At 69.9% G+C, this 24,211-nt stretch carries 27 protein-coding genes; all 27 read left to right on the plus strand.

Annotated elements, in window-relative coordinates; translation table 11 throughout:
- The first annotated feature begins 1 nt into the window (after position 1).
- The 27 genes from RN901_RS14365 (at position 2) to kdsA (ending at position 24,196) form a co-directional block, all read left to right on the plus strand.
- A complete protein-coding gene (locus RN901_RS14365; RefSeq protein ID WP_310758987.1) occupies positions 2-499 on the plus strand; it encodes an NADH-quinone oxidoreductase subunit I in 498 nt (165 codons plus the stop codon).
- Positions 500-518: 19 nt separating this feature from the next.
- Positions 519-1,046 (plus strand): NADH-quinone oxidoreductase subunit J, encoded by a 528-nt coding sequence (locus RN901_RS14370; RefSeq protein ID WP_310758988.1) that lies wholly within the window; start codon positions 519-521, stop codon positions 1,044-1,046.
- 11 nt (positions 1,047-1,057) lie between these two features.
- Positions 1,058-1,372 (plus strand): NADH-quinone oxidoreductase subunit NuoK, encoded by a 315-nt coding sequence (nuoK, locus tag RN901_RS14375; RefSeq protein WP_310759068.1) that lies wholly within the window; start codon positions 1,058-1,060, stop codon positions 1,370-1,372.
- A complete protein-coding gene (gene nuoL, locus RN901_RS14380; RefSeq protein WP_310758989.1) occupies positions 1,369-3,399 on the plus strand; it encodes an NADH-quinone oxidoreductase subunit L in 2,031 nt (676 codons plus the stop codon). The genes nuoK and nuoL overlap by 4 nt, the downstream gene beginning before the upstream one ends.
- The gene (locus RN901_RS14385) at positions 3,396-4,952 is read left to right on the plus strand and encodes an NADH-quinone oxidoreductase subunit M (RefSeq protein ID WP_310758990.1); all 1,557 of its coding nucleotides are present in this window, start codon (positions 3,396-3,398) and stop codon (positions 4,950-4,952) included. Before nuoL ends, RN901_RS14385 begins: the two co-directional genes overlap by 4 nt.
- A gap of 1 nt (position 4,953) precedes the next feature.
- Positions 4,954-6,468, plus strand: a complete 1,515-nt coding sequence (locus tag RN901_RS14390) for an NADH-quinone oxidoreductase subunit N (RefSeq protein ID WP_310758991.1) — start codon at positions 4,954-4,956, stop codon at positions 6,466-6,468.
- Positions 6,468-7,835, plus strand: coding sequence for a phosphomannomutase/phosphoglucomutase (locus RN901_RS14395; protein WP_310758992.1), 1,368 nt, complete (start codon positions 6,468-6,470; stop codon positions 7,833-7,835). The genes RN901_RS14390 and RN901_RS14395 overlap by 1 nt, the downstream gene beginning before the upstream one ends.
- A gap of 66 nt (positions 7,836-7,901) precedes the next feature.
- Entirely contained in the window at positions 7,902-9,053 is a 1,152-nt protein-coding gene (gene sucC / locus RN901_RS14400; RefSeq protein ID WP_310758993.1) for an ADP-forming succinate--CoA ligase subunit beta, read from the plus strand.
- Positions 9,053-9,919: a succinate--CoA ligase subunit alpha gene (sucD, locus tag RN901_RS14405; RefSeq protein WP_310758994.1), complete on the plus strand. Its 867-nt coding sequence runs from the start codon at positions 9,053-9,055 to the stop codon at positions 9,917-9,919. The genes sucC and sucD overlap by 1 nt, the downstream gene beginning before the upstream one ends.
- A 49-nt stretch (positions 9,920-9,968) precedes the next feature.
- The gene (locus RN901_RS14410) at positions 9,969-10,412 is read left to right on the plus strand and encodes a CBS domain-containing protein (RefSeq protein WP_310758995.1); all 444 of its coding nucleotides are present in this window, start codon (positions 9,969-9,971) and stop codon (positions 10,410-10,412) included.
- A gap of 13 nt (positions 10,413-10,425) precedes the next feature.
- Positions 10,426-10,842, plus strand: a complete 417-nt coding sequence (gene ndk / locus RN901_RS14415; protein ID WP_310759069.1) for a nucleoside-diphosphate kinase — start codon at positions 10,426-10,428, stop codon at positions 10,840-10,842.
- Positions 10,839-11,426 carry a DUF177 domain-containing protein gene (locus RN901_RS14420; RefSeq protein ID WP_310758996.1) on the plus strand — a complete coding sequence of 196 codons (588 nt, stop codon included), beginning with the start codon at positions 10,839-10,841 and terminating at the stop codon, positions 11,424-11,426. Before ndk ends, RN901_RS14420 begins: the two co-directional genes overlap by 4 nt.
- 87 nt (positions 11,427-11,513) lie before the next feature.
- On the plus strand, positions 11,514-11,696 hold the full coding sequence (gene rpmF / locus RN901_RS14425; RefSeq protein WP_310758997.1) for a 50S ribosomal protein L32: 183 nt from the start codon (positions 11,514-11,516) through the stop codon (positions 11,694-11,696).
- Positions 11,697-11,764: 68 nt separating this feature from the next.
- Positions 11,765-12,745 (plus strand): phosphate acyltransferase PlsX, encoded by a 981-nt coding sequence (plsX, locus tag RN901_RS14430; RefSeq protein ID WP_310758998.1) that lies wholly within the window; start codon positions 11,765-11,767, stop codon positions 12,743-12,745.
- Positions 12,742-13,677 carry an ACP S-malonyltransferase gene (fabD, locus tag RN901_RS14435; protein WP_310758999.1) on the plus strand — a complete coding sequence of 312 codons (936 nt, stop codon included), beginning with the start codon at positions 12,742-12,744 and terminating at the stop codon, positions 13,675-13,677. The genes plsX and fabD overlap by 4 nt, the downstream gene beginning before the upstream one ends.
- 48 nt (positions 13,678-13,725) lie before the next feature.
- Complete coding sequence (gene fabG / locus RN901_RS14440; RefSeq protein WP_310759000.1) at positions 13,726-14,469, plus strand: 3-oxoacyl-[acyl-carrier-protein] reductase; 744 nt, start codon at positions 13,726-13,728, stop codon at positions 14,467-14,469.
- Positions 14,470-14,558: 89 nt separating this feature from the next.
- The gene (locus RN901_RS14445; RefSeq protein ID WP_310759001.1) at positions 14,559-14,789 is read left to right on the plus strand and encodes an acyl carrier protein; all 231 of its coding nucleotides are present in this window, start codon (positions 14,559-14,561) and stop codon (positions 14,787-14,789) included.
- A 52-nt stretch (positions 14,790-14,841) separates the two neighbouring features.
- The gene (fabF, locus tag RN901_RS14450) at positions 14,842-16,092 is read left to right on the plus strand and encodes a beta-ketoacyl-ACP synthase II (RefSeq protein WP_310759002.1); all 1,251 of its coding nucleotides are present in this window, start codon (positions 14,842-14,844) and stop codon (positions 16,090-16,092) included.
- 49 nt (positions 16,093-16,141) lie between these two features.
- A complete protein-coding gene (purE, locus tag RN901_RS14455) occupies positions 16,142-16,546 on the plus strand; it encodes a 5-(carboxyamino)imidazole ribonucleotide mutase (RefSeq protein ID WP_310759003.1) in 405 nt (134 codons plus the stop codon).
- Positions 16,547-16,573: 27 nt separating this feature from the next.
- On the plus strand, positions 16,574-17,062 hold the full coding sequence (ispF, locus tag RN901_RS14460; RefSeq protein WP_310759004.1) for a 2-C-methyl-D-erythritol 2,4-cyclodiphosphate synthase: 489 nt from the start codon (positions 16,574-16,576) through the stop codon (positions 17,060-17,062).
- Positions 17,055-17,762 carry a DedA family protein gene (locus RN901_RS14465; protein WP_310759005.1) on the plus strand — a complete coding sequence of 236 codons (708 nt, stop codon included), beginning with the start codon at positions 17,055-17,057 and terminating at the stop codon, positions 17,760-17,762. The genes ispF and RN901_RS14465 overlap by 8 nt, the downstream gene beginning before the upstream one ends.
- Complete coding sequence (gene xerD, locus RN901_RS14470) at positions 17,759-18,673, plus strand: site-specific tyrosine recombinase XerD (RefSeq protein WP_310759006.1); 915 nt, start codon at positions 17,759-17,761, stop codon at positions 18,671-18,673. The genes RN901_RS14465 and xerD overlap by 4 nt, the downstream gene beginning before the upstream one ends.
- A gap of 9 nt (positions 18,674-18,682) precedes the next feature.
- On the plus strand, positions 18,683-19,225 hold the full coding sequence (locus RN901_RS14475) for a nitroreductase family protein (protein WP_310759007.1): 543 nt from the start codon (positions 18,683-18,685) through the stop codon (positions 19,223-19,225).
- Positions 19,222-20,817, plus strand: a complete 1,596-nt coding sequence (locus tag RN901_RS14480) for a polymer-forming cytoskeletal protein (RefSeq protein ID WP_310759008.1) — start codon at positions 19,222-19,224, stop codon at positions 20,815-20,817. Before RN901_RS14475 ends, RN901_RS14480 begins: the two co-directional genes overlap by 4 nt.
- A gap of 81 nt (positions 20,818-20,898) precedes the next feature.
- Entirely contained in the window at positions 20,899-21,636 is a 738-nt protein-coding gene (gene kdsB / locus RN901_RS14485) for a 3-deoxy-manno-octulosonate cytidylyltransferase (protein ID WP_310759009.1), read from the plus strand.
- Positions 21,633-23,348, plus strand: a complete 1,716-nt coding sequence (locus RN901_RS14490; protein ID WP_310759010.1) for a CTP synthase — start codon at positions 21,633-21,635, stop codon at positions 23,346-23,348. Before kdsB ends, RN901_RS14490 begins: the two co-directional genes overlap by 4 nt.
- On the plus strand, positions 23,345-24,196 hold the full coding sequence (gene kdsA / locus RN901_RS14495) for a 3-deoxy-8-phosphooctulonate synthase (RefSeq protein ID WP_310759011.1): 852 nt from the start codon (positions 23,345-23,347) through the stop codon (positions 24,194-24,196). Before RN901_RS14490 ends, kdsA begins: the two co-directional genes overlap by 4 nt.
- Positions 24,197-24,211 lie beyond the last annotated feature (15 nt).

A 24,211-nucleotide genomic window follows, 5' to 3' on the forward strand; every position in this document is an offset into this window, starting at 1 on the left:
GATGCCTGGAGATGTGAAGGTCGTGGAGCGGCCGCGGGCCGAGAGTTCGTACGTGCGGGCGGCGGCGAAGGGGATGTCGATCACCATGCGGCACCTCCTGAGCCCCAACAAGAAGACGCAGCAGTACCCGGACGAGAAGTGGGAACTCGCGCCCCGGACGCGCGGCACGCACCGCATGGAGGTGCACGAGGACGGACGGGCCAAGTGCGTCGCGTGCGGCCTGTGTCCGACGGTATGCCCGGTGAACTGCATCAAGCTCGTGCCCGCGGAGGACGAGAGCGGCGAGCGCTACGCGGCGATCTACGAGATCGACGAGTTCCGCTGCATCTTCTGCGGCTACTGCCAGGAGGTGTGCCCGGTCGAGGCGATCCACCTCGGCGTGCACTACGAGAACGCGGAGTACTCGCGCGAGCGCTGGGTGTACGACCTCGAGCGCCTCGTCGAGCAGGAGCACGACGTGACCGCGCTGTGGGATCCCCAGGACCCGGCGTCGCAATGATCCAGGACCCCGCGGCGCGATGATCCAGGACTTCCTCTTCCAGGCCTTCGCGGCGAGCGCGATTCTGGGCGCGGTGATCATGGTCACGCGCCGCAATCCCGTGTCCGCCGTGATCTTCCTGGTCGGCGTGTTCTTCGCCACGTCCGGCATGTTCCTCATGCTGGACGCGCACTACATCGCGGCGATCAACGTGATCCTGTACGGCGGGGCCATCATGGTCCTCTTCCTCTTCGTCCTCATGCTCCTGAACCTGGGGCACGCGGACTGGCGCGACCTGCGGGGGCCCGTGGGCGGGCTCATCGGCGGCTCGATCTCCATCGCCTTCCTCGGCGTCCTCACGCGCCTCTTCGTCGGGGGGACGGACGCGCGGCCGGTCGTGGAGATCGCGGGCAGCGCGCTGCGCGAGGCGGCCGCCGAACAGGGCGTCGTCGGCGTCGTGGCCCGGCCGCTCTTCACGGAGTACACGATCGTGCTCGAGGTCACCGGCGTCCTCCTGCTCGTGTCCATCGTGGGCACGATCCTGCTCGCGCGCAGGGAGCGGACGTGAGCGAGGCGGGCATGGCGGCCGCGCTCGGCCTCAACGGGCTCATCGCCCTCTTCGTGAGCGCGATCCTGTTCTCGATCGGCGTCATCGGGGTCCTGCTGCGGCGCAACGCGATCATCGTGTTCATGTGCATAGAACTCATGCTGAACGCCGCGAACCTGTCGCTCGTCGCCTTCGCGCGCATGCACGGGATCGAGGGCCAGATCTTCGTCTTCTTCGTCATGGCCGTGGCCGCGGCGGAGGCCGCCGTGGGGCTCGCGATCATCATCGCGATCTTCCGGCACTATGAAGTCGTGGACCTCGACCGCTTCCGGCTCCTGAAGTGGTGAGCTTCCAGCCCGTGCTCCCGTGGCTCATCCTCGCCCTCCCGCTGCTCGGGGCGGCGGTGAACGGCGCCGGCGCCTTCCTGTGGCACGACGACAAGCGCATCCCGACGATCGTCGGGCCCGCCGCGCTCCTCGGGAGCTTCGCCGTCGTCCTCGTGAACTTCATCGCGATGATCGGGGCCGACCTGAGCGGCGCGGACCTGCACGGCGCGGAAGTCGTCAGCCTGTGGACCTGGATCGTGTCCGGGGACCTCCGCATCGGGGTCGACCTCCAGTTCGACCAGCTCTCGATGCTGATGTGCATGATCGTCACCGGGGTCGGGAGCCTGATCCACATCTATTCCGTCGGCTACATGCGCGACGATCCCGGCTATTCGCGCTACTTCTCCTATCTCAACCTGTTCGTCTTCTTCATGCTCGTCCTCGTTCTCGGGGCCAGCTTCCCGCTCATGTTCGTGGGCTGGGAGGGCGTCGGGCTGTGCTCGTACCTGCTCATCGGCTTCTGGTACGAGAACCGGGACTACGCGAACGCGGGCAAGAAGGCGTTCATCATGAACCGGATCGGCGACGCGGGGTTCCTCGTCGCCATGTTCCTCATTTTCGTCGCCTTCGGGACGCTGGACTTCGTGCCCGTCCTCGGGGCGGCGGAGGGGACGCTCGCGTACGGCGGCGCGCTCGTCACCGGCATCACGCTCCTCCTCTTCCTCGGCTGCACGGGGAAGTCGGCCCAGATCCCGCTCCACACCTGGCTGCCCGACGCGATGGCGGGTCCGACGCCGGTCTCGGCGCTCATTCACGCGGCGACGATGGTGACGGCGGGGGTCTACCTCATCGCGCGCACGAGCGTCCTGTTCGCGCTCTCGCCCGTGTCCCAGGGCGTGGTGGCGGCGGTCGGGGCGGGGACGGCGCTGTTCGCGGCCTCGATCGCGATCCGGCAGTACGACATCAAGAAGGTGCTCGCGTACTCCACGATCTCGCAGCTCGGCTACATGTTCCTCGCCGTCGGGATCGGCGCCTTCACGGCCGGCGTCTTCCACCTCATGACGCACGCCTTCTTCAAGGCGCTCCTCTTCCTCGGGGCCGGGGCCGTGATCCACGCGGTGCACCACGCGTGGGCGCACGGGGACGACGCCCACGGCGACGCGCACCACGGCGACCCGAACGACATGCGGAACCACGGCGGGCTGCGAAAATTCATGCCCCGCACCTTCGTCTTCATGTGGGTCGCGACGCTCGCCATCGCGGGCGTGCCGCCGCTGGCCGGGTTCTTCTCGAAGGACGAGATCATCTGGTATTCCGGGGCGTACGGATACCCGATCCTGTGGGGCGTGGCGCTGGCCACGGCGCTGCTCACGGCCGTGTACATGGCCCGGCTCATGGTGATGACCTTCCACGGCGGGAACCGCACCTTCGGCCACGAGGGCGCCGCGGAGGCCGGGCGGAAGCTGCACGAGGTGCCCGTCGTCATGTGGGCGCCGCTCGCGGTGCTCGCGGTCCTCTCCGTCGTGGGCGGATGGGCGAACATCCCCGAGGCGCTGCCGCTGCTCCCGACCGTCGAATGGCTGCACCACTGGCTGGAGCCCGTGTTCGCGCCCGCGATCGCCGTCAAGGAGGCGCACGGCTTCGCCCCCGAATACCGGTCGCCCGTCGGGGGCGGCGAGGCGCTGTGGGCGGTGATCTCCGCCGCGATCGCGATCGCGGCCGTCGTCGGGACCGTCCGGGTCCTGTCGCCGAAGCCGGTGCCGAGGGAGGCGGAGGCCGTGGCGCCGACCGGGTTCGCCCGCGTGCTCCACGACAAGTGGTACGTGGATGAACTGTACGACCGCGCGATCGTCCGCCCCTCGCTCGCCCTGTGGCGCGCCTGCTGGCGGATCGTGGACGCGGGGATCATCGACGGCGCCGTGAACGGCGCGGGGCGCGCCGCCCGCCTCCTCGGCTGGGCCGGGGGACAGCTCCAGACGGGCCGCGTGACGACCTACCTCGTCGCCTTCATGCTCGGGGCCCTCCTCGTCCTCGGGGTGCTCTCGTGACGGCCTTCTACGACGGGCACTGGATCCTGACCGCCCTCGTGGTCCTCCCCCTCATCGGGGGCGCGGCCTGCCTCGTGGCGCCGGAGGCGCGCGCGAAGACCGTCGCCCTGGTGACGACGCTCGTCCTGTTCGCGCTCTCGCTGCCGCTCTTCTGGACCTTCGACACGGCGGAGCCCGGGTTCCAGAATCTCGTCTCCATCCCGTGGATCGAGGCGTGGGGGATCTCCTACGCGGTGGGCCTGGACGGGATCTCGATCCTCATGATCCTGCTCACGACCTTCACGATGCCGCTGGCCGTGGCGGGTTCCTTCTCCTACATCCGGACCCGCGAGCGCGCCTTCTACGCGATGCTCCTCTTCCTCACGGCGGGGATGATCGGCGTGTTCGTCGCGCTCGATCTCTTCCTGTTCTACGTGTTCTGGGAGATCATGCTGATCCCGATGTACTTCCTCATCGGGGTCTGGGGCGGGGAGAGGCGGATCTATTCCGCCGTGAAGTTCTTCCTCTACACGGCGGTGGGCTCGCTCCTCATGCTGGTCGCGATCGTGACCATGGCCTGGATCTTCCAGGACGGCTCGGGGGCGTGGAGCTTCGCCTACGAAGACCTCGTGTCGCTCGAACTCGCGCGGCGCGCGCAACTCTGGCTGTTCGGGGGGTTCGCGCTCGCGTTCGCGATCAAGGTGCCGCTCTTCCCGTTCCACACTTGGCTGCCGGACGCGCACGTGGAGGCGCCGACGGCGGGCTCCGTGATCCTGGCGGGGGTGCTGCTCAAGATGGGCGTGTACGGGTTCCTGCGCTTCGGGCTGCCGTTCTTCCCGGCCGCGGCGACGGATCCCATGGTCGTGAACGCGATGCTCGTGCTGGGGCTGATCGGCATCCTGTACGCGGCCTGGGTGGCGGCGGTGCAGCCGGACGCAAAGAAACTCATCGCCTACACCTCGGTCGCCCACCTCGGCTTCGTCGTGCTCGGCGTGTTCGGGCTCACGACGCAGGGGATCGAGGGCGGCATCCTCCAGATGGTGAACCACGGGATTTCCACGGGGGCGCTCTTCCTCCTCATCGGGATGCTGTACGAGCGGCGGCACTCGCGGCAGATCGCGGACTTCGGCGGCATCGCGAAGGTGATGCCGGTGTTCGCCTTCGCGCTCGTCGTCGTCGCGCTGTCCTCCGTCGGGCTGCCGGGGACGAACGGCTTCGTGGGCGAGTTCCTCATCCTCGTGGGGACGTTCCGGACCCACCCGTGGATCGCCGCGATCGCGACGACGGGCGTGATCTTCGCGGCCTGCTACATGCTGCCCATGGTGCAGCGGGTCCTCTTCAACCGCCTCGACCGCGAGGAGAACCGCGCGCTCACCGACGTGAACCGCCGCGAGCGCCTGATCCTTGCGCCGCTGCTCGCGCTCATCCTGCTCATCGGCGTGTGGCCGGGCCCGTTTCTGAACCGGACGCGGGCGTCCGTGGAGGCGCTGATCGAGCACGTGGAGACGCGGTCGGCGAGCGTCGAAGCCATGCCGGTCGAACCCATGCCGGTCGAGGCCGGGGGAGGGGAGTGACGTGAACCACTGGGTCGCGCTCCTGCCCGAGGTCATCCTGTCGCTGGCGGCGATGTTCATCCTCATGCGCGACGCCTTCGTGCGCGCGGGGGAGACCGACGACGGGCGGATGTCCGTCGACTGCCTCGTCACGCTGTACTCGATCGCGGGCGCCTTCATCGCGAGCCTGTGGCTCATGGACGCCTCCGCCCCGCCGGACGCGATGATCGCGCTCGACGGCTTCCGCGTGGCGGCGGACGTGATCCTGTGCGGCGGCGCCCTGCTCGTCGTGTCGCTGTCGCGCGACTACCTGAGCCGGGAGGGGCTGCGGTCGCCCGAATTCCACGCGCTCGTCCTCCTGGCCCTCGTCGGGATGATGGTGCTCGTCGCGGCGCGCGACCTCATCCTCCTCTTCGTCGGCCTCGAGCTGATGTCGATCTCCGTCTACGTCCTCACGGGCTTCGTGCGCAAGAACCCGCGTTCCTCCGAGGCGAGCCTCAAGTACTTCATCGTCGGCGCCTTCGCGAGCGCCTTCGTCGTGTACGGGATCGCGCTCCTCTACGGGGCCACGGGGACGACGCGCCTCGCCACGGCCGCCGAGCGCATCGCGGCCGCGCCCGGGGGCGACCTCCTCCTCGTCGCCGGCATCGGCCTCCTGCTCATCGGCTTCGCGTTCAAGATCGCCGCCGTCCCCTTCCACATGTGGGCTCCGGACGCCTACGACGGCGCGCCGACGCCGGTGACGTCGTTCATGGCGACGGGGGTCAAGGCGGCCGCCTTCATCGCCCTCCTGCGTGTGCTGACCGTGGATCTCGGCGGCGCGGCGGAGGTGTGGAGGGGCGCCGTGTGGTGGCTCGCGATCCTGACCATGATCGTGCCCAACCTCGTCGCGCTCTCGCAGCGGGACGTGAAGCGCATGCTCGCCTACTCCTCGGTGGCGCACGCCGGATACCTCCTCGTCGGCGTCGTGGCGGCCTCCGAACTCGGCCGCTCCGCGTCGCTCTTCTACCTCGCGGCGTACACCGTGGTCACGGCGGGGAGCTTCGCCATCGTCTTCCACGTGGCGGGGCGGGGCGACCGCAACCAGCGCGTGGATGACTATCGGGGCCTGGGCTGGCGGCGTCCGGTGCTCGGCGCCGCGCTCCTCGTCTTCCTTCTCTCGCTGGCGGGCTTCCCGCCCACGGCGGGCTTCGTCGGCAAGCTGTACCTGCTTCGCGCCGCGGTGGACGCGGGGGAGACCTCGCTGGCGGTCACGCTCGTTCTGACCAGCCTCGTCGCCTACTACTACTACCTCCGCGTGGTGTGGAAGATGTACTTCGAGGCGACGCCCGAGGACGCGCACACGCCGCCGTCGCCGAAGCCGGGGTTCAACCTCGCAATCGGGACGTGCGTGGCGCTCATCCTGCTCGGCGGCCTCTTCCCGGGACGCATCATCGACCGGGCCCGGGAGGCCCTCGCCGATGTGCCCGCCGCCGCGCCCACCGCGGCGCCCGCGCCGGGCATGGTCGTCCAGGCCGAGGACCCGCCGTCGCCGTAATGCAGATCCCATCCGGAATCTTCCGCGAATACGACATTCGCGGGATCGTCGGGGACGACCTGACGGAGACGGCGGCCGAACTCGTGGGGCGCGCCTTCGGGACCGAACTCGCGGAGCGCCCCGCGCCGCGCGTCGTCGTCGGGCACGACAACCGGCCCTCGTCTCCGGCCCTCACGGCCGCGCTGTGCCGCGGCCTGTACGCGGCCGGGGTCGACGTGACGACGATCGGCACGGTGCCCACGCCGACCCTCTATTTCGCGGCCATCGAGTTCGGGACGGACGGGGCCATCCAGATCACCGGATCGCACAACCCGCCCGAATACAACGGCATCAAGATGGTGCGGGACGGCCAGGCGCTGTACGGCCCGGCGATCCGGGCGCTGCGGGACCGGATCGAGGCGGAGGCCTTCGCGTCGGGCCGCGGGGAGGTCCGGGAGGCGGAGATCCTGGACCGCTACGTGGAGGAGATCGCGGCGCGCGGCCGCGTCGAGGGCGACGTGCGCATGGTGCTCGATTGCGGGAACGGGGTGGGGAGCGTCGTCGCGGTGCGCGCGCTGACCGCCGCGGGCATCGACGTGGACGGCCTCTACTGCGAGTCGGACGGGACCTTCCCGAACCACCACCCGGACCCGACGGTGGACGAGTACATCCAGGACCTTATCGCGCGCGTGCCCGCGACCGGCGCGGATCTCGGCGTGGGACTCGACGGGGACGCGGACCGGATAGGCGCCGTGACCGAGGAGGGGAGGATCATCCGGGGAGACCACCTGCTGCTTCTCTTCGCGAAGGAAGTGCTCGCGGAACGGCCGGGGGCCGAGGTCGTGTTCGACGTGAAATGCTCCCAGGCGCTGCCCCGAGTCATCCGGGCGCATGGAGGCGTTCCCGTCATGTGGAAGACGGGACACTCGCTCATCAAGGAGCGCATGCAGGCCGGAGGGTCTCCCATATCAGGTGAGATGAGCGGCCATATCTGCTTTGCGGACAGATTCTTCGGCACGGATGACGCGATCTACGCGGCGGCCCGCCTCGCGGGTCTCGTGTCCCGTTCCGGGCGCCCGCTGTCCGAGTTGGCGGCGGAGATTCCGAGCTATCCGGCGACGCCGGAACTGCGCCTCGATTGTCCGGAAGAGCGGAAGTTCGGCCTCGTGGCGGAGGCCGTGCGCTTCTTCCGCGAGCGGTACGAGGTCATCGACATCGACGGCGTGCGCGTCCTGTTCGATGGCGGGTGGCTGCTGATCCGCGCGAGCAACACGCAGCCCGTCGTCGTAGCGCGCATCGAGGCGGACACGGACGAGCGCCTGCGGGAAATCGCAGGCGTGGCGCGGACCTTCCTCGCCGATCAAGGGGTCGACCTGCCGGCGGTTTGACGCGAGATTCGAAGCTTCCCGCCCCGACTCACGCGGGATCCAGAATGGGAGTGTGACCACGACTCAATGAACATTCACGAATACCAGGCGCGGGCGATCTTCGCGCGACACGGCATCCCCGTGCCGGAGGCCGAGGTCGCCGCGACGGCGGAGGAAGCCGCGGCGGCGGCCGAGCGCTTCGGCGGATCGGTCGTGGTCAAGGCGCAGGTCCACGCCGGGGGGCGCGGCAAGGCGGGCGGCGTCAAGCTCGCCGCGACGCCGGACGAGGCGCGTGAGAGCGCCGAAGCCATCCTCGGGATGGAGATCAAGGGGATCGAGGTGCGGCGGGTCCTCGTCGCGCCGGCGGAGGACATCGCATCCGAGGCCTACGTCGGCATCGTGCTCGACCGGGCGCGCCAGGCGGATACGATCATGGTCTCCTCGGAGGGCGGCGTCGACATCGAGGAAGTCGCCGCGACGATGCCCGAGGCGATCCGGAAGGTTGCCGTGGACCCGCGCTACGGGCTCCTCGCCCACCAGGCGGCCCTCCTCGGCCACCACCTCTACGACGACCCGCGCGCGGCGCGGCAGGCCTCATCCATCATTGCGAAGCTCTACGAGGCGTACCGCGCGAGCGGCGCCACGCTGGCGGAAATCAACCCGATGATCGTGAACCCCGCCGGAGAGGTGAAGGCGATCGACGCGAAGATGAACATCGACGACAACGCCCTCTTCCGGCTTCCCGACATCGCCGCGCTTCGCGACACGGAGGCGGAGAATCCGGCCGAGGTCCGGGCGCGCGAGGCCGAACTCTCCTACATCCCGCTCGACGGCAACGTCGGGTGCTGCGTGAACGGGGCCGGCCTCGCGATGGCCACGATGGACCTGGTCAAGTACTACGGCGGCGAGCCGGCGAACTTCCTCGACATCGGCGGTTCCTCGAATCCCGACAAGGTCGTGGCGGCGCTCGAACTCATCACCGCGGACCCGAACGTGAAGTCGATTCTGTTCAACATCTTCGGCGGCATCACGCGCTGCGACGACGTCGCGAACGGGATCGTGGAGGCGACGAGCCGCATGGAACTCGGGGTGCCGATCACGATCCGCCTGACGGGAACGAACGAGGAGGAGGGGGTCGCGATCCTCGCTGCGCGAGGGTTCGAAGCGATGGTGGACATGGACCGAGCGGTGGAGACCGCCGTTCGCCGCGCGGGCGGCGCCACGGAGGGCGGCCGCTGATGGGGATCTTCATCGGAGACGACACGAGGCTCGTCGTCCAGGGGATCACCGGGCGCGACGGCTCGTTCCACACCCGGCAGATGATGGAGTACGGCACGCGCGTCGTGGCAGGCGTGACCCCGGGGAAGGGCGGCCGGACGTTCGACGACGCCGTGCCCGTGTTCGACACTGTCGAGGAGTCGGTGGCCGAGGCGGGGGCGAACACGAGCGTCATCTACGTGCCGGCGCGCTTCGCGGCGGACGCGGTGTTCGAGGCGGCGGACGCGGGGATCGCGCTCATCGTGTGCATCACCGAGGGGGTGCCCGTGGGGGACATGCTGCGCGTGCTGCCGTACGTGCGGGAGAAGGGCGCGCGCCTCATCGGCCCCAACTGCCCGGGACTCATCGTCCCCGGCCGCTGCAAGGTCGGGATTCTCCCCGGCCAGATCGTGCGGGAGGGGCCGGTCGGCATCGTGAGCCGTTCCGGCACGCTCACCTACGAGGTCATCTTCCAGCTCACGCGGGCCGGGATCGGTCAGTCCGCCTGCGTCGGGATCGGGGGCGACCCGCTCATCGGCACGGACTTCGTCGATTGTCTCGCGGCGTTCGAGGCGGATCCGGAGACGGAGGCCGTCGCAGTGATCGGGGAAATCGGCGGGACGGACGAGCAGGTGGCGGCGGAATACGTATCGCGCGAGATGAGCAAGCCCGTCGTCGGGTTCATCGCGGGCCAGACGGCGCCTCCCGGACGGCGCATGGGGCACGCCGGCGCGATCATCTCGGGCTCCGAGGGGACGGCGGAGGAGAAGATCCGCGCCTTCGAGAGCCACGGGATCGGGGTCGCGCGGCGGCCCGCCGACCTGGTGGGTCTCATACGCGACCGCTAGGTCGGGTCGGAGGCGGGACGCTGCGACGCAGAACCGGCAGGAGGCGGCAATGAAGGTTCGGGAGATCATGACCCGCGACGTGACCACGGTCGCTCCCGGGATGTCGCTGGCGGAGGCGGCGGACATGCTCGCGCGCAGGCGGCTCCGCGCGATGCCGGTCATCGACGACGAGGGCCACGTGCTCGGGATGCTCACGGACCGCCTGTTGATCAGCCGCCTCCTCCCCGGGCTCGAGCGGGCGGATGCGGGCGCGCCGCTGGCGGGAAGCGCTCACGCCGGGGAGGTGCGCGACATCATGGAACGCGCCGTGATGTGCGTGAAGGATGACGAACCGCTGGCGAACGTGGTCCGTCTGATGCTGGACAAGGAAATCGAACGTTTTCCCGTCGTCCGCGAGGGCCAGCTCGTCGGGTTTTTGACGCGCGGCGACATCATCCGAAGGCTTCTTCTTCGGGACGCGGCGGGCGAGGCGGAAGAAACGAAAGGGGAGTGAAGACGTGCAGACGATGACGCTCGCGATCATCAAACCCGATGCGTTCGGGTCCGGGAAGGCCGGCAGGGTGCTCGCCGCGCTCGAGGACGCGGGCTTTCGCATACGGGGGTCACGGGTCCTGCGGCTCGGACGCGCCGGAGCCGAGGCGTTCTACGCCGTGCACCGGGAGCGGCCCTTTTTCGGGGCGCTCGTGGAGTTCATGACATCGGGGCCCTGCATGGCGCTCGCGCTCGAGCACGAGCGCGCGGTGCCGTACCTGCGCGAGGTCATCGGTGCCACGGACCCGGCGGAGGCCGCGCCGGGCACCGTGCGCGCGCTCTACGCGGAGAGCAAGGAGCGCAACGCGATCCACGGCTCCGATTCCGACGAGAACGCGAGGGTGGAACTCGGCTTTTTCTTCGGACAGGTCGACCTCATCGCCAGCGCGTGAGTCCGCGACGCGCAACGCCATCGCCGGACCCGGCGGAACCCGCCCGCATTGGACTCGCGGGCCTCGACGCCGGCCCCATCGAGCGGGCGTTTCGCGTGGAGAGCCCGGGCGAATCGCTCGGCGCCCTGCCGCTCCCCTTTGAATACGTCGACGTCGAGGTCGAAGTGCGGAGCGCGGACGGGGCCGCGGTTCGCGCCCGGGGCACGCTCGGCGCGCGGGCCGTCGTCGAGTGCCGCCGCTGCCTGGAGCCGACGAGGATCGGCGTGCGCGCGAAGTGGGCCGCGCTGTACCGCCCGCCCGGCCGGGTCACGTCCGGGGAAGAGGGGGTCTGGGCACTCGACGAGGGATCGGGCGAACTGGACCTGGCGGGGCCGATCCGCGAGGAGTTGTGGGTCAACGCGCCCACTTGGGTGGAGTGCTCGCGCGACTGCGCGGGGCTCTGTCCGACGTGCGGCGTCCGGCTCGCGGAACAGGCCTGTCGCTGCCCGCCGCCGGAACCCGACGCGCGCTGGGCCGCGCTGGAGGGATTGGGAGGCGATTCGGAGGGCACCTCGACGGGCGCTTCGGAGGGCGAGATTCCTTGACATTCCGGGGCAAAAAGCACCAGTTACCACGCTCCGTTCGAACGTCACGGAGTTCCATTCGATGGCTGCCAGGAGTGAGTTGACGATATGGCTGTTCCCAAGAGACGGACGTCGAAGCAGCGCAAGCGCAAGCGGCGTACGCACTACAAGGCGGCGGACAACGCGCGCCAGGCATGCCCCAAGTGCGGGGATCCGAAGCGACCGCATCGCGTCTGCCCGACCTGCGGCCACTACGCGGACCGCGAGGTCGTTCAGATCGACGACTTTTGAAGCCCCCGAGCGCGGCCGCCGCCCTCCGGCGGCCGGGCCGGGTAGATGAGTCGGGCGAGCAGCCCGTGATGCGGGTTGCACTCGATCTGTTGGGCGGAGACGCCGCGCCGGAAGCCGTTCTGGAGGCCGCCGCGGGAGCGCTCGACGCGTGGCCGGACGACCTCTCACTCCTGCTCGTGGGGCCCAGCGACCTCCTGCGTGAAGAACGGACCCGATTCCCGCGCGACCGGGTGGCGTGGCTCGCGGCGGAGGAGTTCATCGGCCCGGCCGAACCGCCCGCCCTCGCCGTCCGGCGGAAGGCGGACAGCACCGTGGTCCGCGGCCTCGAGGCCGTGCGTGACGGGAGGGCCGACGGCTTCGTGTCCGCCGGGCCGACGGGGGCCACGGTCGTGGCCTCGGTGCTCACGCTCGGCTTGCTCCCCGGCGTGGACCGGCCGCCCGTTGGCGCCCTCTTCCCGACCGCGACCGGACGCGTCCTCGTCATGGACGTGGGCGCGAACGTGGATGTCCGCCCGAGGCAACTGCACCAGTTCGCGCACCTGGGCTCGAGCTACCTGCGCCGCACGCTCTCGATCGGGCGCCCGCGGGTCGGCCTGCTCAACATCGGGGCGGAGGGAGAGAAGGGAGGGGGCCCGGTCGCGACGGCCCACGGCCTCCTCGCCGCCGACCCCGCGCTCCATTTCGTCGGAAACGTGGAGGGACACCAGATCGTGACCGGGGCGTGCGACGTGCTCGTGTGCGGCGGCTTCGTCGGCAACGTGCTGCTCAAGTTCTACGAATCGATCGCCGAGTTCGTGCTCGAGATCTTCCGCAACGCCGGCGTCGGCGAAGGGGGCGAACTGGGCGAGGCGCTGCGGTTTCTCGACTATGCGGAGTACGGCGGCGCGCCCCTGTTCGGCGTGGACGGGGTCTCGATCATCTGTCACGGCACCTCCCCCGCGCGCGCGATCATGAACGGGATTCGCACGGCGGCGGACTGCGCCGCCTCGGGCTTCACCTCCCTCACTCGCACCTCCCTCGCCCGGATGCCGCAGGAGAGCCGCGCGTGAGCGGGGTCGCGCTCCTCTTCCCGGGACAGGGCGCCCAGTACGTGGGCATGGGCCGGGACCTGGCGGAAGACGATGCATCGGTGCGGGAACTCTACGAGCGGGCCGACGATACGCTCGACATGCCGCTCAGCCGGATCTGCTGGGAGGGGCCCGAGGAGGAACTTCGGGCGACGGAGAACGCGCAACCCGCGATCATGCTGCACTCCTTCGCCGTCTGGCATCTCATCGCCGCGCGCGCCGGGAAGGCCGGCATCGGAGCGGGACATTCGCTCGGTGAGCTGTCGGCGTACCTCGTGTCCGACGCCTTCGGCTTCGAGGACGGTCTCCGGATCGTGCGCGAGCGCGGACGGCTCATGGGGGCCTCGGGCGCGGACCGGCCGGGCACGATGACCGCCATACTCGGGTTGGACGCCGCGTCCGTCGCCGACGCGTGCGCGCGTGCGGCGGAGGCCGGAGGGGTGGCCGTGCCCGCGAATCTCAACGCCCCGGGCCAGGTCGTCATCAGCGGCGATCTCGAAACCGTGGCCGAGGCCGGGCGGCTCGCTGCGGAGGCCGGCGCGCGCCGCGTCGTCCCGCTCAACGTGAGCGGCGCGTTTCATTCGCCCCTCATGGCGACGGCGGCCGACGGGCTGGAGGCGGCGCTCGAGGGGGCGAACTGGCGCGATCCGTCGTTCCCCATCGTCTCCAACGCCACGGCGACGCCCGTGACGGACTCGGGGGAGGCGCGGCGAACCCTCATCCTGCAGCTCACCTCGCCCGTTCGGTGGATGGAGGGGATCGACCGCATCCGCGAGGCGGGAACCGCCCGCTGGCTCGAGGTCGGACCCGGAAACGTGCTCTCGGGCCTCGCCCGCCGCATCGATCGAAGCCTGCGCGTGACCGCCGTCGGCGACTCGCCGTCCGTGGACGCCTACCTGGGATCTTCGGACTAGTGCTCGAATGGCCGCCGGATTCCTGCGACGCTAGACAGGGTGCCTGAAATGAGTGAACTGACGGGAGAGATCGCGATCGTCACGGGAGCGACGCGCGGGATCGGGACCGCGATCGCGGCGGAACTGGCCAGAGCGGGCGCCCGCGTGGCCGTGGTCGGCACCGGAACGGACCGGGCGCGGGTCGTGGCCGAGGGTCTGCCCGGAGACGGACATGCGGGTTTCGGCTGCGACATCTCCGACCCGGAGGCGTGCAAGAGACTCGTCGCGGACGTCTCCGAGACGCTCGGCGCCGCGACGATCCTCGTGAACAACGCGGGCATCACGCGCGACAACATCCTCCTCCGCCTCAAGGACGAGGACTGGCGGTCCGTGCTCGATACCAATCTGTCCGGGGCCTTCTATCTCATGCGGGCCGTCGCCCGCGGCATGATGAAGCGGCGCGCCGGAAACATCGTGAACATCTCCAGCGTTGTGGGCTTGACGGGAAACCGCGGCCAGTCCAACTATGCGGCGGCCAAAGCCGCCCTGATCTCGCTCACCCGAAGCGTCGCTCAGGAGCTTGCGAGTCGCGGTGTGCGGGCCAACGCCGTCGCGCCGGGGTTCATCGCCACCGACATGACCTCCGGACTGCCCGAAAGCGTTCAAAAAGCCATGTCGGAGAGGATTCCCCTCGGCCGGCCGGGATCCCCGGAAGATGTCGCCACGGTGGTGCGATTTCTCGTCGGTCCCGGGGCTTCGTACGTTACCGGGCAGGTGATCGTCGTCGACGGCGGGATGGTCATGCAGTCGTAGCGCCGACGCCGCATATTCGGTCGCCTGAAAGGGTCGGGAAACGGCGGGGCCGCGGGTCGGTCCCCTTCATTCAAGGAGAACACGCAATCATGGACAACGCGGCACGCGTGCGGGAGATCATCGCGCAGGAACTCGGCGTGGAGCAGGAGAAGGTGGTGGACGACGCGAACTTCGTCGATGATCTGGGCGCCGACTCGCTCGATACCGTCGAACTCGTGATGGCTTTCGAGGAGGAGTTCGGGATCGAGATCCCGGATGAGGACGCGGAGAGGATGCAGACGGTCGAGGAGGCCATCGCGTACCTGAACGAGAAGGTCTAGGGACCAGGGCTTCCGTACGGGCCGCCGCCGGCGCCCGCGGGCCTTTCGTTTCATGAGAAGACGTGTAGCGATCACGGGGATCGGCCTCGTCACCCCGATCGGACTCGACCCCGACTCGACCTGGGACGCGCTCCTCGGCGGCGTGAGCGGCGCCGGGCCCATCACCCAGTTCGATGCATCCGACCAGTCGGTTCGCTTCGCCTGCGAGGTGAAGGACTTCGACCCGTCGAAATACATGGACCGGAAGGATGCGCGGCGGGCGGACCGTTTCCTCCACTTCGCGATGGCAGCGGCGGAGCAGGCCGTGACCGAGGCGGGTTTCGCGGAAGGGTTCGGCGAACTTCCCCCGGATCGGGTCGGCGTGCTCATCGGTGTCGGGATCGGCGGGCTGCCGCTCCTCGAGGCCCAGCACGAAAGGCTGCTCGACGGCGGGCCGCGCCGCGTCTCCCCCTTCTTCATCCCCATGTTCATCCCGGACATGGCTTCGGGGATGGTGTCGATGCGGTACGGGGCGCAGGGCCCGAACTACGCGACCGTGTCGGCCTGCGCCTCCAGCGGCCATTCCGTCGGGCTCGCCTTCCGTTCGATCCGCAACGGCGAAGCCGATGTGATGATCACGGGGGGCAGCGAATCCACGATCACGCCGCTCGCGGTCGCCGGCTTCGCGAACATGCGGGCGATGTCGACGCGCAACGACGATCCGAAGAGGGCCTCGCGCCCCTTCGACGCGCACCGCGACGGGTTCGTGCTCGGGGAAGGCGCGGGGATGTTCATCCTCGAGGAACTGGAACACGCGAAGGCGCGCGGTGCCGCGATCCTCGGGGAAGTGGCGGGCTTCGGGCAGAGCGCGGACGCCTACCACATGACCGCGCCGGCGCCGGACGGCTCGGGGGCGCGGCTCGCCATGGAACAGGCGCTCGACGATGGGGGACTCGACCCGACGGACATCGGGTACATCAACGCTCACGGCACGTCGACGCCCGCGAACGACGTCTCCGAGACGAAAGCGATCAAGGATGTCCTGGGCGATCATGCGTATTCGATCGTCGTGGGTTCGACGAAGTCGATGACGGGACACACGCTGGGAGCGGCGGGGGCCATAGAAGGGGCGATCTCCGCCCTCGTCTGCGGGCGCGGGGTCATCCCGCCCACGATCAACTTCGAGGAGGCGGACCCCGAGTGTGATCTCGAATACGCCCACGGGGGAGTGATGGAGCGGGAGGTGGAGGTCGCGCTCTCGAATTCTTTCGGGTTCGGCGGTCACAACGTGTGTCTGGCCGTCCGGCGGTGGAACGGCGACTAGCGGTCTTCCGCGCGGGCGACGCCCGTGACGGATCGGCCGGGAGGATGTGATGAGTTCGGTATTGGTAATGATGGGGTCGGAGTCGGACATGCCCACGATGGAGAAGGGCGTGGCGATCCTTCGCGAGCACGGGGTCGACGTGCAGGTCGAGGTGAGTTCGGCGCACCGGCAGCCGAAGCGGACCGCGGAGTTGGCCGAGGGCGCGGCGGCGGCCGGCCATTCCGTCGTGATCTGCGGGGCGGGGCTTTCCGCCGCGCTCCCCGGCGTCGTCGCGGCGCACACATCGCTGCCCGTGATCGGCGTTCCCGTCTCGGCGGGCACGCTCGGAGGGCTCGACGCGCTCCTGTCCTGCGCGCAGATGCCGCCGGGCGTCCCGGTCGCCGCCGTGGGCATCGACAACGCGAAGAACGCGGCCCACCTCGCCCTCCGCATCCTGGGCACGGGTCGGGGCTAGGGCGGCCCGGCCGGGGAGGTTCGGTTGGTGCGAACCGGCGTCGGGTACGACTCCCACCGCTTCGATGAGGCGCGGCCTCTCGTGCTGGGCGGAGTGGCGATCCCCGGCGCCCCCGGACTGAAGGGACACTCCGACGGCGACGCGGTCGCGCACGCGATCACGGACGCGGTCCTGGGCGCGGCGGGCCTCGGGGACATCGGCGCGCTCTTTCCGGATACGGACCCCGCGCACGCGGGCGCCGACTCCATCGAGCTCCTCGCCTCGGCGGTGCGCCGGCTGAACGAGAAGGGGTTCCGGGTGGTGAACGTCGACGCGACGGTCATCGCCGAGCGGCCCCGCATCTCGCCGCACGCCGAAGCCATGCGGGAGCGGCTCGGCCGGGCCCTGGGCACGGGGCCGGCCGGCGTGTCGATCAAGGGGAAGTCGAACGAGGGGATGGGGTGGATCGGACGGGGCGAGGGCCTCGCCGCCATCGCGGTGGCGACGGTGGCCGCGGCTGCGGGGGACGGTGCCTGAGGTCCCCGGCGTTCAACCCCTCCTCGATTTCCTCCTCGCCCTCCCGGCGGCCACGGCCTACGCGATCATCACGGCGGGGTCGGCGCTCGAGAACATCTTCCCGCCCGTCCCCTCCGACACCTTCGTCGTGCTCGGGGCCGTGCTCGCGGACCGGGGGTCGCTGCAGCCCCTCCCGGTGCTGCTCTGCGCGTGGATCGCGAACTCGGGCGGCGCCATGGTCGTGTTCGGGCTTGCGCGCCGGCACGGCCGCGGCGCCTTCGAGACGCGCTGGGGCCGGCGCCTCCTCCGTCCGCACCAGTTCGAGCGCCTGGCCCGCTTCTACGAGCGGCACGGGTTGTGGGCCATCTTCTTCGCCCGCTGCCTGCCGGTGCTGCGCGTCGTCGTCCCGACCTTCGCGGGATTCACCGGACTGGGCGCGCTGCCGGCGCTGGTCCCGGTCGTCGCCGCATCGCTGCTCTGGAACGGTCTCATGCTGGCGGGGGGGATGTTCGCCTCGCGCAACGTGGACCGCCTCATGGCGCTGCTCGGCCAGGTCAACGCGTGGCTCTTCCTCGTGGCGGCCGTCCTCATCGGCGGGATCATCGGCTGGTGGATCCGAAGCCGGCGCGACGAGGCTCCGCGTGCGTCCCCGGATCCCGGCCGCGGCTCCGGCGACGGCTCCGTGGGCTCCGGCGACGGCGGATCGCGGTCGTCGCCGTGACGGGAGACGTCCCGGGCATCGAGCGCGCCTTCCACCTCGAACCCTTCCGGGACCACCTCGGCTTCGAACGGGGACTCTCTCCGCGCACCATCGACGCGTACCTGCGCGAGGCCCGGCGTTTCGCGGCGTTCGCGGCCTCGGAGGGCGTCACGGCACCGACCGGGGTCACCTATGGGCTGCTTCGCGACCATGTCGCGCGGTTGGCGGGCGAAGGGCGGGCGGCTTCGACGGTCGCCCGGACCGTCTACGCGCTGCGCGGCTACTTCCGCTTCCTCATCGTCGAGGGCGCGCTCGAGTCCGATCCGAGTGAACGCCTCGAAGCGCCACGGGCGGGGCGCTCTCTGCCCGACGTGCTTTCCGTCCCCGAGATCGAGGCGCTGATCGGGGCGGCGGACCCCGACAGCCGCACGGCGGCGCGGGACGCGGCGATGCTTGAGGTCCTCTACGGCTGCGGGCTCCGCGTGTCGGAACTCGTCGCGCTGAAGGGGAGGGACCTCGACGTCGACGAAGCTCTCGTACGCGTGCGGGGAAAGGGGGGGAAGGAGAGGTTCGTTCCGGTCGGTGCGGCTGCGCGCTCGGCGGTGCGCCGATACCTTCGAACCACCAGACCGGCGCTCGACCGGGGGCGATCCGCCGGGCACATCTTCCTCAATGCCCGGGGGCTGCCGCTGAGCCGGATGGGCGTCTGGAAGATTCTCCGCCGCCACGTCGAACGTGCCGGCATCCTGAAGCGCGTGACGCCCCATACGCTGCGCCACAGCTTCGCGACTCACCTGCTCGAGGGAGGCGCCGACCTCGCGTCGGTCCAGGAGATGCTCGGACATGCAGACATCTCGACGACCGAGATCTACACACACGTGGATCGGTCGCACCTGCGGCAGGTGCACCGCAGCCACCATCCGCGTGGGTGAGCGGTGTCGATGAGGGTGACCCGCCTCCTCCATCTGTCGCGCAACCGGCGTCCGGTCAAGCGTTTCCGCGACCGGCTCGTCGAACCGGAGGTCGTGGAAGCGGTGCTCGAGGCGGCGCGCTACGCATCGTCCGCGCGGGAAGCTCAACCCTGGCGCTTCGTCGTCGTGCAGGAGGCGCTCGCGCGCCACAGGATCGCCGCGGCCGCCTTCAACCATCCGCATGTGAAGACGGCGCCCGTCGTCGTCGCCTGCTGCGCCCGGATCCACTCGCACGTGAGCGGCACGGGGCGCCCGAGCTTCGCCATGGATCTCGCGTCCGCGACGCAGACGATGATGCTCGCGGCGGCGGATCTCGGCGTGCAGTCGAGCTGGGTCTACGGTTTCAGGGAGGGTGACGTCCGCGCGATCCTGGGCGTTCCGGAGCACGTCCCGATCGTGGCCCTCTTCTGCCTCGGATACCACGATGGGCTGGCGGAACTGCCGGAGCGGCTGCCGCGCGAGGAGGTGATCGCCTGGGACCGCTGGCGGACGCCCGTGAGGGCCGCCGAATGAAGCGCCTTGTGTTTGCGGTTGCGCTCGCCGCGGCACAGGCCGCGGGGCTGCCGGCCCCGGCAAGCGGTCAGGACGTACGGCTGGCGGAGGAGCCGCGGTCGGAAGCGCAGACGGCGCTGGCGGACTTCCTCGAAGCGGGCGGTTTCACGGTGTGGACGAGGGACACGGTCCTGGCGCGGGGAGACACGGTGCCGGGCGCCGTCCTCCTCCTCGAAGGCACCGCTCGCATCGCCGGGCGGATCGAGGGTGATCTCTACGTCGTCGACGGCGACCTCTTCCTTCGCTCCGGCGCGTCGATTGCCGGGGACGTGCTGGTGCTCGGAGGCGGGTTCTACGACTCGGACGTGGCGGAAGTCGCGGGGGCCGTCACCTATCGTCCGAACGAACCGCTGCGCGTACGGCCGACGGAGGGCGGCTACGAGATCATCTCCGAAGTCGAGCCCGAACCCGCCTTCGAGTTCGACGGCACCTACGGCTTCCATCTCCCCACCTACGACCGCGTGAACGGCCTTTCCATCCCCGTCGGTGCGCTGGCCCGCCTCTCCGCCGCCCCCGGCCGGCCCGAACTGGCGGCCGGGATGACGTGGATCCCGGCCCGCGAGGATGTGGACTATCGCCTCCACAACTCCTGGCGCCTCGGCGACCGCGTCCGACTGGGCCTGTTCGCGACCAGCGCCGTGATCAGCAACGAGGAATGGATCCGGCCGACATGGTACAACAGCCTCGCCCACTTCGTGGCCGGCGACGACGTCCGCAGCCACTACGACTCGAGGGAGATCGGCCTGGAAGTGGAATGGAGTTCGCCGGAGCCGCCCGTGTGGGAGGATGCGCCCCGCTGGCGCGTCGTCGCCGCGGTGGGACGTGAGGAGGCGGCGGACTTTCTCGTCCGCCAGGTCACGATCCTCTTTGGCGATGAGCCGCCGGGGCCGCTCCGGTCGCTGCCGGATTACGATCCTCATCTCCAGGTCGACGACGGCAGTCTGTGGTTCGGGCGCCTCGGCTTCGAGTGGGAGTCGCAGGGTAGAGACGGGCACACTGCGATGGGTCTCAGCGTTGAGGTCGGGCTGGAGGACGAGTTGAGCCGCGTCGTAGCCGGCATCGGCCCGATTTCGGAGTACGACTTCCTGCTGGTGGAGGGGCGCTTCTCCGCTCGTCGGGTGACGGCGTCGGGGCATGCGGTTGAAGCGTTCGGGATCGGGCGTCTCGACGTCACCGGTCGCCTGCCCTCGCAGCGCCACTCGATGATCGGGGGCATCGGAACGCTGCCGACCATGCCGTTGCGCGGCCTGCGGGACGCCCGCCTGGTCTACGCGGAGGCGGCGTACGGCATCCCCCTCGTTGGCGACGTGGCGCTCGGCGGGCTGGATGTGTTCGCGCGCGGCAGCGGCGGGGCAGTCGGTTCGGAGGAATACGGCTTCGACGTGTACGGTTCGCTCCAGGGCGGGCTGGCCCTCCGGATGTGGGATTTCAAGCTCGAATTCGGCCTCGCCGCCGGCTCCACGCTCGAGCCCGACGATCCCGGCCTCATCGGGTTCATCGACGTGCGGACGCGCAAGTCGCACCGGCCCACGCGCATGCCCCCGCGGCGCTGATTTTTTTGACAACCCCGGAGCGCAGGTCTAGCTTTTCGCGATGCCGCTCCGGACCGTCTCCCGGCCCTCCCAGCGATGGGCGTGATCTGCGTCCTTCCCGCCCGTATCTCCAGCACCCGTATCTCCAGGAAGCCCCTCCAGCCGCTGGCCGGCCGCACGCTCCTTGAGTGGTGCTGGCGCGCCGCTTCGGCGATCCGCTCCTTCGACGGGGTCGTGATCGCGACGGACAGCGACGAGATCGAAGACTGCGCGCGGGGATTCGATGCGGAGGTCGTCCGCACCCGGCCGGACCACCCGTCCGGCACGGACCGGGTGGATGAAGCGGCCGACCTGCTCGGCGCGGCGGAGGATGACGTCGTCGTGAACTTCCAGGCGGACGAGCCGTTCGTGGACGGGGCCGCGGTCGAGGGCGCCGTGCGGAGAGCGCAGGAAGTCGCGACGATCGCGGCCCCGATCCGCGCGGAGGACGAGTGGCGGTCGCCGGCCGTGGTCAAGGTCGCCCGGGCCGCCGACGGAAGGGCGCTCTACTTCAGCCGCAGCCCCATCCCGTTCTCGCGGGACGAGTCGCCGGAGTTCGGCACCCGCGCGCGGCTGCGCCACGTCGGCGTGTACGCGTGCCGGCGCTCCGCACTCAAGCGGTGGGCGGCCCTGCCCGAATCCGAGCTCGAACGGGCCGAGCGGCTGGAACAGTTGCGGGCGCTCGAGGCGGGCATGCGGATCCACGTCGAACTCGGTCCGTGGACCGAGCCGGGAGTCGACCTTCCCGCCGACATCGCGCGGGCGGAACGGGTATTGTCCAGCAAGGAGGTGCGGGGATGACGGACGGCAAGTCGGCGACGAAGTACATCTTCATCACGGGAGGGGTCGTCTCCGCGCTGGGGAAGGGGATCACCGCGGCCTCGATCGGGCGCCTGCTCGTCGAGCGCGGCCTGCGCGTGACGATCCAGAAGTTCGATCCGTACCTCAACGTCGATCCGGGGACGATGTCGCCGTTCCAGCACGGCGAGGTCTACGTGACGGACGACGGGGCGGAGACCGACCTCGATCTCGGACACTACGAACGGTTCATCGACGAGTCGCTCTCGCAGGCGAACAACGTCACGACGGGCCGCGTCTACCAGGACATCATCACGAAGGAGCGGCGCGGCGACTTCCTCGGCGCCACGGTGCAGGTCATCCCGCACGTGACGGACGAGATCAAGATGGCGGTGCGGCGCCTGGCCAAGGGCCCCGATGTCGTGATCACCGAGATCGGCGGCACCGTCGGCGACATCGAGTCGCTCCCGTTCCTGGAGGCGATCCGCCAGTTCCGGCAGGATGTGGGGCGCGAGCACTCCCTCTTCATCCACCTCACGCTCGTCCCCTGGATCAACGCGTCCGGCGAACTGAAGACGAAGCCGACGCAGCACTCGGTGCGCGAACTCCTGAGCATCGGGATCCAGCCCGACCTGCTCGTGTGCCGGACGGAACACGACCTCGACGACGGGATCAAGAAGAAGATCGCGCGCTTCTGCAACGTGGAGGTGAACCGGGTCATCGAGTCGCGCGACGTGTCGACGATCTACGAACTCCCGCTCGCCTACCGCGCGCAGGAGGTGGACGACCGCATCTGCGAGCAGTTCGGGTTCGACACGCCTCCGCCCGACCTCGACAGCTGGAAGGCGATGGTGGACCGGATCAAGAACCCGGCGCACGGCAAGGTCCGGCTCTGCGTGGTGGGGAAGTACACGGAACTCGTGGATTCCTACAAGTCGATCGCGGAGGCCTTCGTCCACGGCGGCGCCGTGAACGATGTGGAGGTGGATGTCGAGTGGCGCTCCGCGGAGGATGTGGAGGCGCGCGGCACGGATTTCCTCGAACGCTTCCACGGCGTGCTCATCCCGGGCGGCTTCGGCGAGCGCGGCATTGACGGGATGCTGGACACGATACGGTACGTGCGGGAGCGCGACATCCCCTATTTCGGGATCTGTCTGGGTCTGCAGTGCGCGATCATCGAGTTCGCGCGCAACGTGTGCGGTCTCCCGGCCGCGCACTCGTCCGAGTTCGACCTGAGGACGAGCGATCCCGTGATCTCGCTCCTGGACTCGCAGCACCAGGTGACGGACATGGGCGGCACGATGCGGCTCGGCGCCTACCCGTGCCTGCTGCAGCCGGGGTCCCGGGCGCACGAGGTGTACGGCGCGGACGAGATCTCCGAGCGGCACCGCCACCGGTACGAAGTCAACCCGACCTATCGGGAGACGCTGGAACAGCAGGGGATGGTCTTCAGCGGCATGTCGCCGGACGGAGGGCTCGTCGAAATGCTCGAACTTCCCGAGCACCCCTACTTCCTCGCTACACAGTTTCACCCGGAACTCAAGTCGCGGCCCACCAAGGCTCACCCGCTCTTCGCGGCCTTCGTCGAGGCGGCGGTGACGCGGCGGGACGCGCTGCAGGACGGGCCCCGCGACTCGGCCGGCCGGGACCAGACGGGCGAGGAGTGGGCGGACTCGACATCGGCCCGGACGAACGGGGTCACGGTCGGAGGATGAATCCGGGGCGTCCCTCGTTCTTCTCGGGTCGCCAGCGCGCGGAATCCGGAACCCGCAGGAAGGCGTGGACATCGCTCTTTCTCATCGCGGGACCGTGCGTGATCGAGGACGACGCCCTGAACTTCGAGATCGCGGACCACCTCGCGGAACTCGGCGAGCGGCTCGACCTGCCCGTGACGTTCAAGGCCTCGTTCGACAAAGCGAACCGGAGCTCCGCGTCGTCTCCGCGGGGACCGGGTCTCGAAGAAGGGCTGGCCGCGCTCGCCCGGGTGCGCGACCGCTCCGGACTCCCTTTGCTCACCGACGTTCACCTTCCCGAGCAGGCGGCGCACGCGGCGGCGGTCGTGGACGCGCTCCAGATTCCCGCCTTCCTCTGCCGGCAGACGGATCTGCTGCGGGCGGCGGCCGCCACGGGACGGCCGGTGAGCGTCAAGAAGGGGCAGTGGATGGCCCCGGAAGATGTCGGCGGCGTGATCGGGAAGCTCCGCGAGGCAGGGGCACGGGAGATGGCGGTGACGGAACGCGGGTTCGCCTTCGGCTACGGGCGTTGGATCGTGGACATGCGGAGTTTCGCCATCATGCGCGAGGCGACGGGCTGCCCGACGGTGTTCGACGCGTCCCACGCCGTGCAGTTGCCGGGCGGAGAAGGGGCGCGGAGCGGCGGGGAGCCGGAACACATCGGGCGCCTCGCGGCGGCGGCGGTGGCGGCCGGGGCCGATGGTCTCTTCGTCGAGGTGCACCCGGATCCGGCCGCGGCGCCTTCCGACGGGTCCAACATGCTGCCGCTCGCCGAACTTGAACGTGTCGTGGAAGGGGCGATGCGCGTCCGCGAGGTCGTGGCGGCCTGAGAGCCCGGTCCCCGT

Origin of the sequence: Candidatus Palauibacter soopunensis, from assembly GCF_947581735.1 — a bacterium.
In the GTDB taxonomy this organism is placed as follows: Bacteria; Gemmatimonadota; Gemmatimonadetes; order Palauibacterales; family Palauibacteraceae; genus Palauibacter; species Palauibacter soopunensis.

Excerpts from the sequence above, each read along its gene's own strand:
- sucD (WP_310758994.1), top strand. The coding sequence starts at position 9,053 with ATGGGGATCTTCATCGGAGACGACACGAGGCTCGTCGTCCAGGGGATC.
- RN901_RS14395 (WP_310758992.1), top strand. The coding sequence starts at position 6,468 with ATGCAGATCCCATCCGGAATCTTCCGCGAATACGACATTCGCGGGATC.
- purE (WP_310759003.1), top strand. The coding sequence starts at position 16,142 with ATGAGTTCGGTATTGGTAATGATGGGGTCGGAGTCGGACATGCCCACG.
- RN901_RS14475 (WP_310759007.1), top strand. The coding sequence starts at position 18,683 with ATGAGGGTGACCCGCCTCCTCCATCTGTCGCGCAACCGGCGTCCGGTC.
- kdsA (WP_310759011.1), top strand. The coding sequence starts at position 23,345 with ATGAATCCGGGGCGTCCCTCGTTCTTCTCGGGTCGCCAGCGCGCGGAA.
- ndk (WP_310759069.1), top strand. The coding sequence starts at position 10,426 with ATGACGCTCGCGATCATCAAACCCGATGCGTTCGGGTCCGGGAAGGCC.
- RN901_RS14490 (WP_310759010.1), top strand. The coding sequence starts at position 21,633 with ATGACGGACGGCAAGTCGGCGACGAAGTACATCTTCATCACGGGAGGG.
- RN901_RS14410 (WP_310758995.1), top strand. The coding sequence starts at position 9,969 with ATGAAGGTTCGGGAGATCATGACCCGCGACGTGACCACGGTCGCTCCC.
- RN901_RS14370 (WP_310758988.1), top strand. The coding sequence starts at position 519 with ATGATCCAGGACTTCCTCTTCCAGGCCTTCGCGGCGAGCGCGATTCTG.
- fabF (WP_310759002.1), top strand. The coding sequence starts at position 14,842 with ATGAGAAGACGTGTAGCGATCACGGGGATCGGCCTCGTCACCCCGATC.
- nuoK (WP_310759068.1), top strand. The coding sequence starts at position 1,058 with ATGGCGGCCGCGCTCGGCCTCAACGGGCTCATCGCCCTCTTCGTGAGC.
- rpmF (WP_310758997.1), top strand. The coding sequence starts at position 11,514 with ATGGCTGTTCCCAAGAGACGGACGTCGAAGCAGCGCAAGCGCAAGCGG.
- RN901_RS14365 (WP_310758987.1), top strand. The coding sequence starts at position 2 with ATGCCTGGAGATGTGAAGGTCGTGGAGCGGCCGCGGGCCGAGAGTTCG.
- RN901_RS14445 (WP_310759001.1), top strand. The coding sequence starts at position 14,559 with ATGGACAACGCGGCACGCGTGCGGGAGATCATCGCGCAGGAACTCGGC.
- RN901_RS14480 (WP_310759008.1), top strand. The coding sequence starts at position 19,222 with ATGAAGCGCCTTGTGTTTGCGGTTGCGCTCGCCGCGGCACAGGCCGCG.
- sucC (WP_310758993.1), top strand. The coding sequence starts at position 7,902 with ATGAACATTCACGAATACCAGGCGCGGGCGATCTTCGCGCGACACGGC.
- fabG (WP_310759000.1), top strand. The coding sequence starts at position 13,726 with ATGAGTGAACTGACGGGAGAGATCGCGATCGTCACGGGAGCGACGCGC.
- plsX (WP_310758998.1), top strand. The coding sequence starts at position 11,765 with ATGCGGGTTGCACTCGATCTGTTGGGCGGAGACGCCGCGCCGGAAGCC.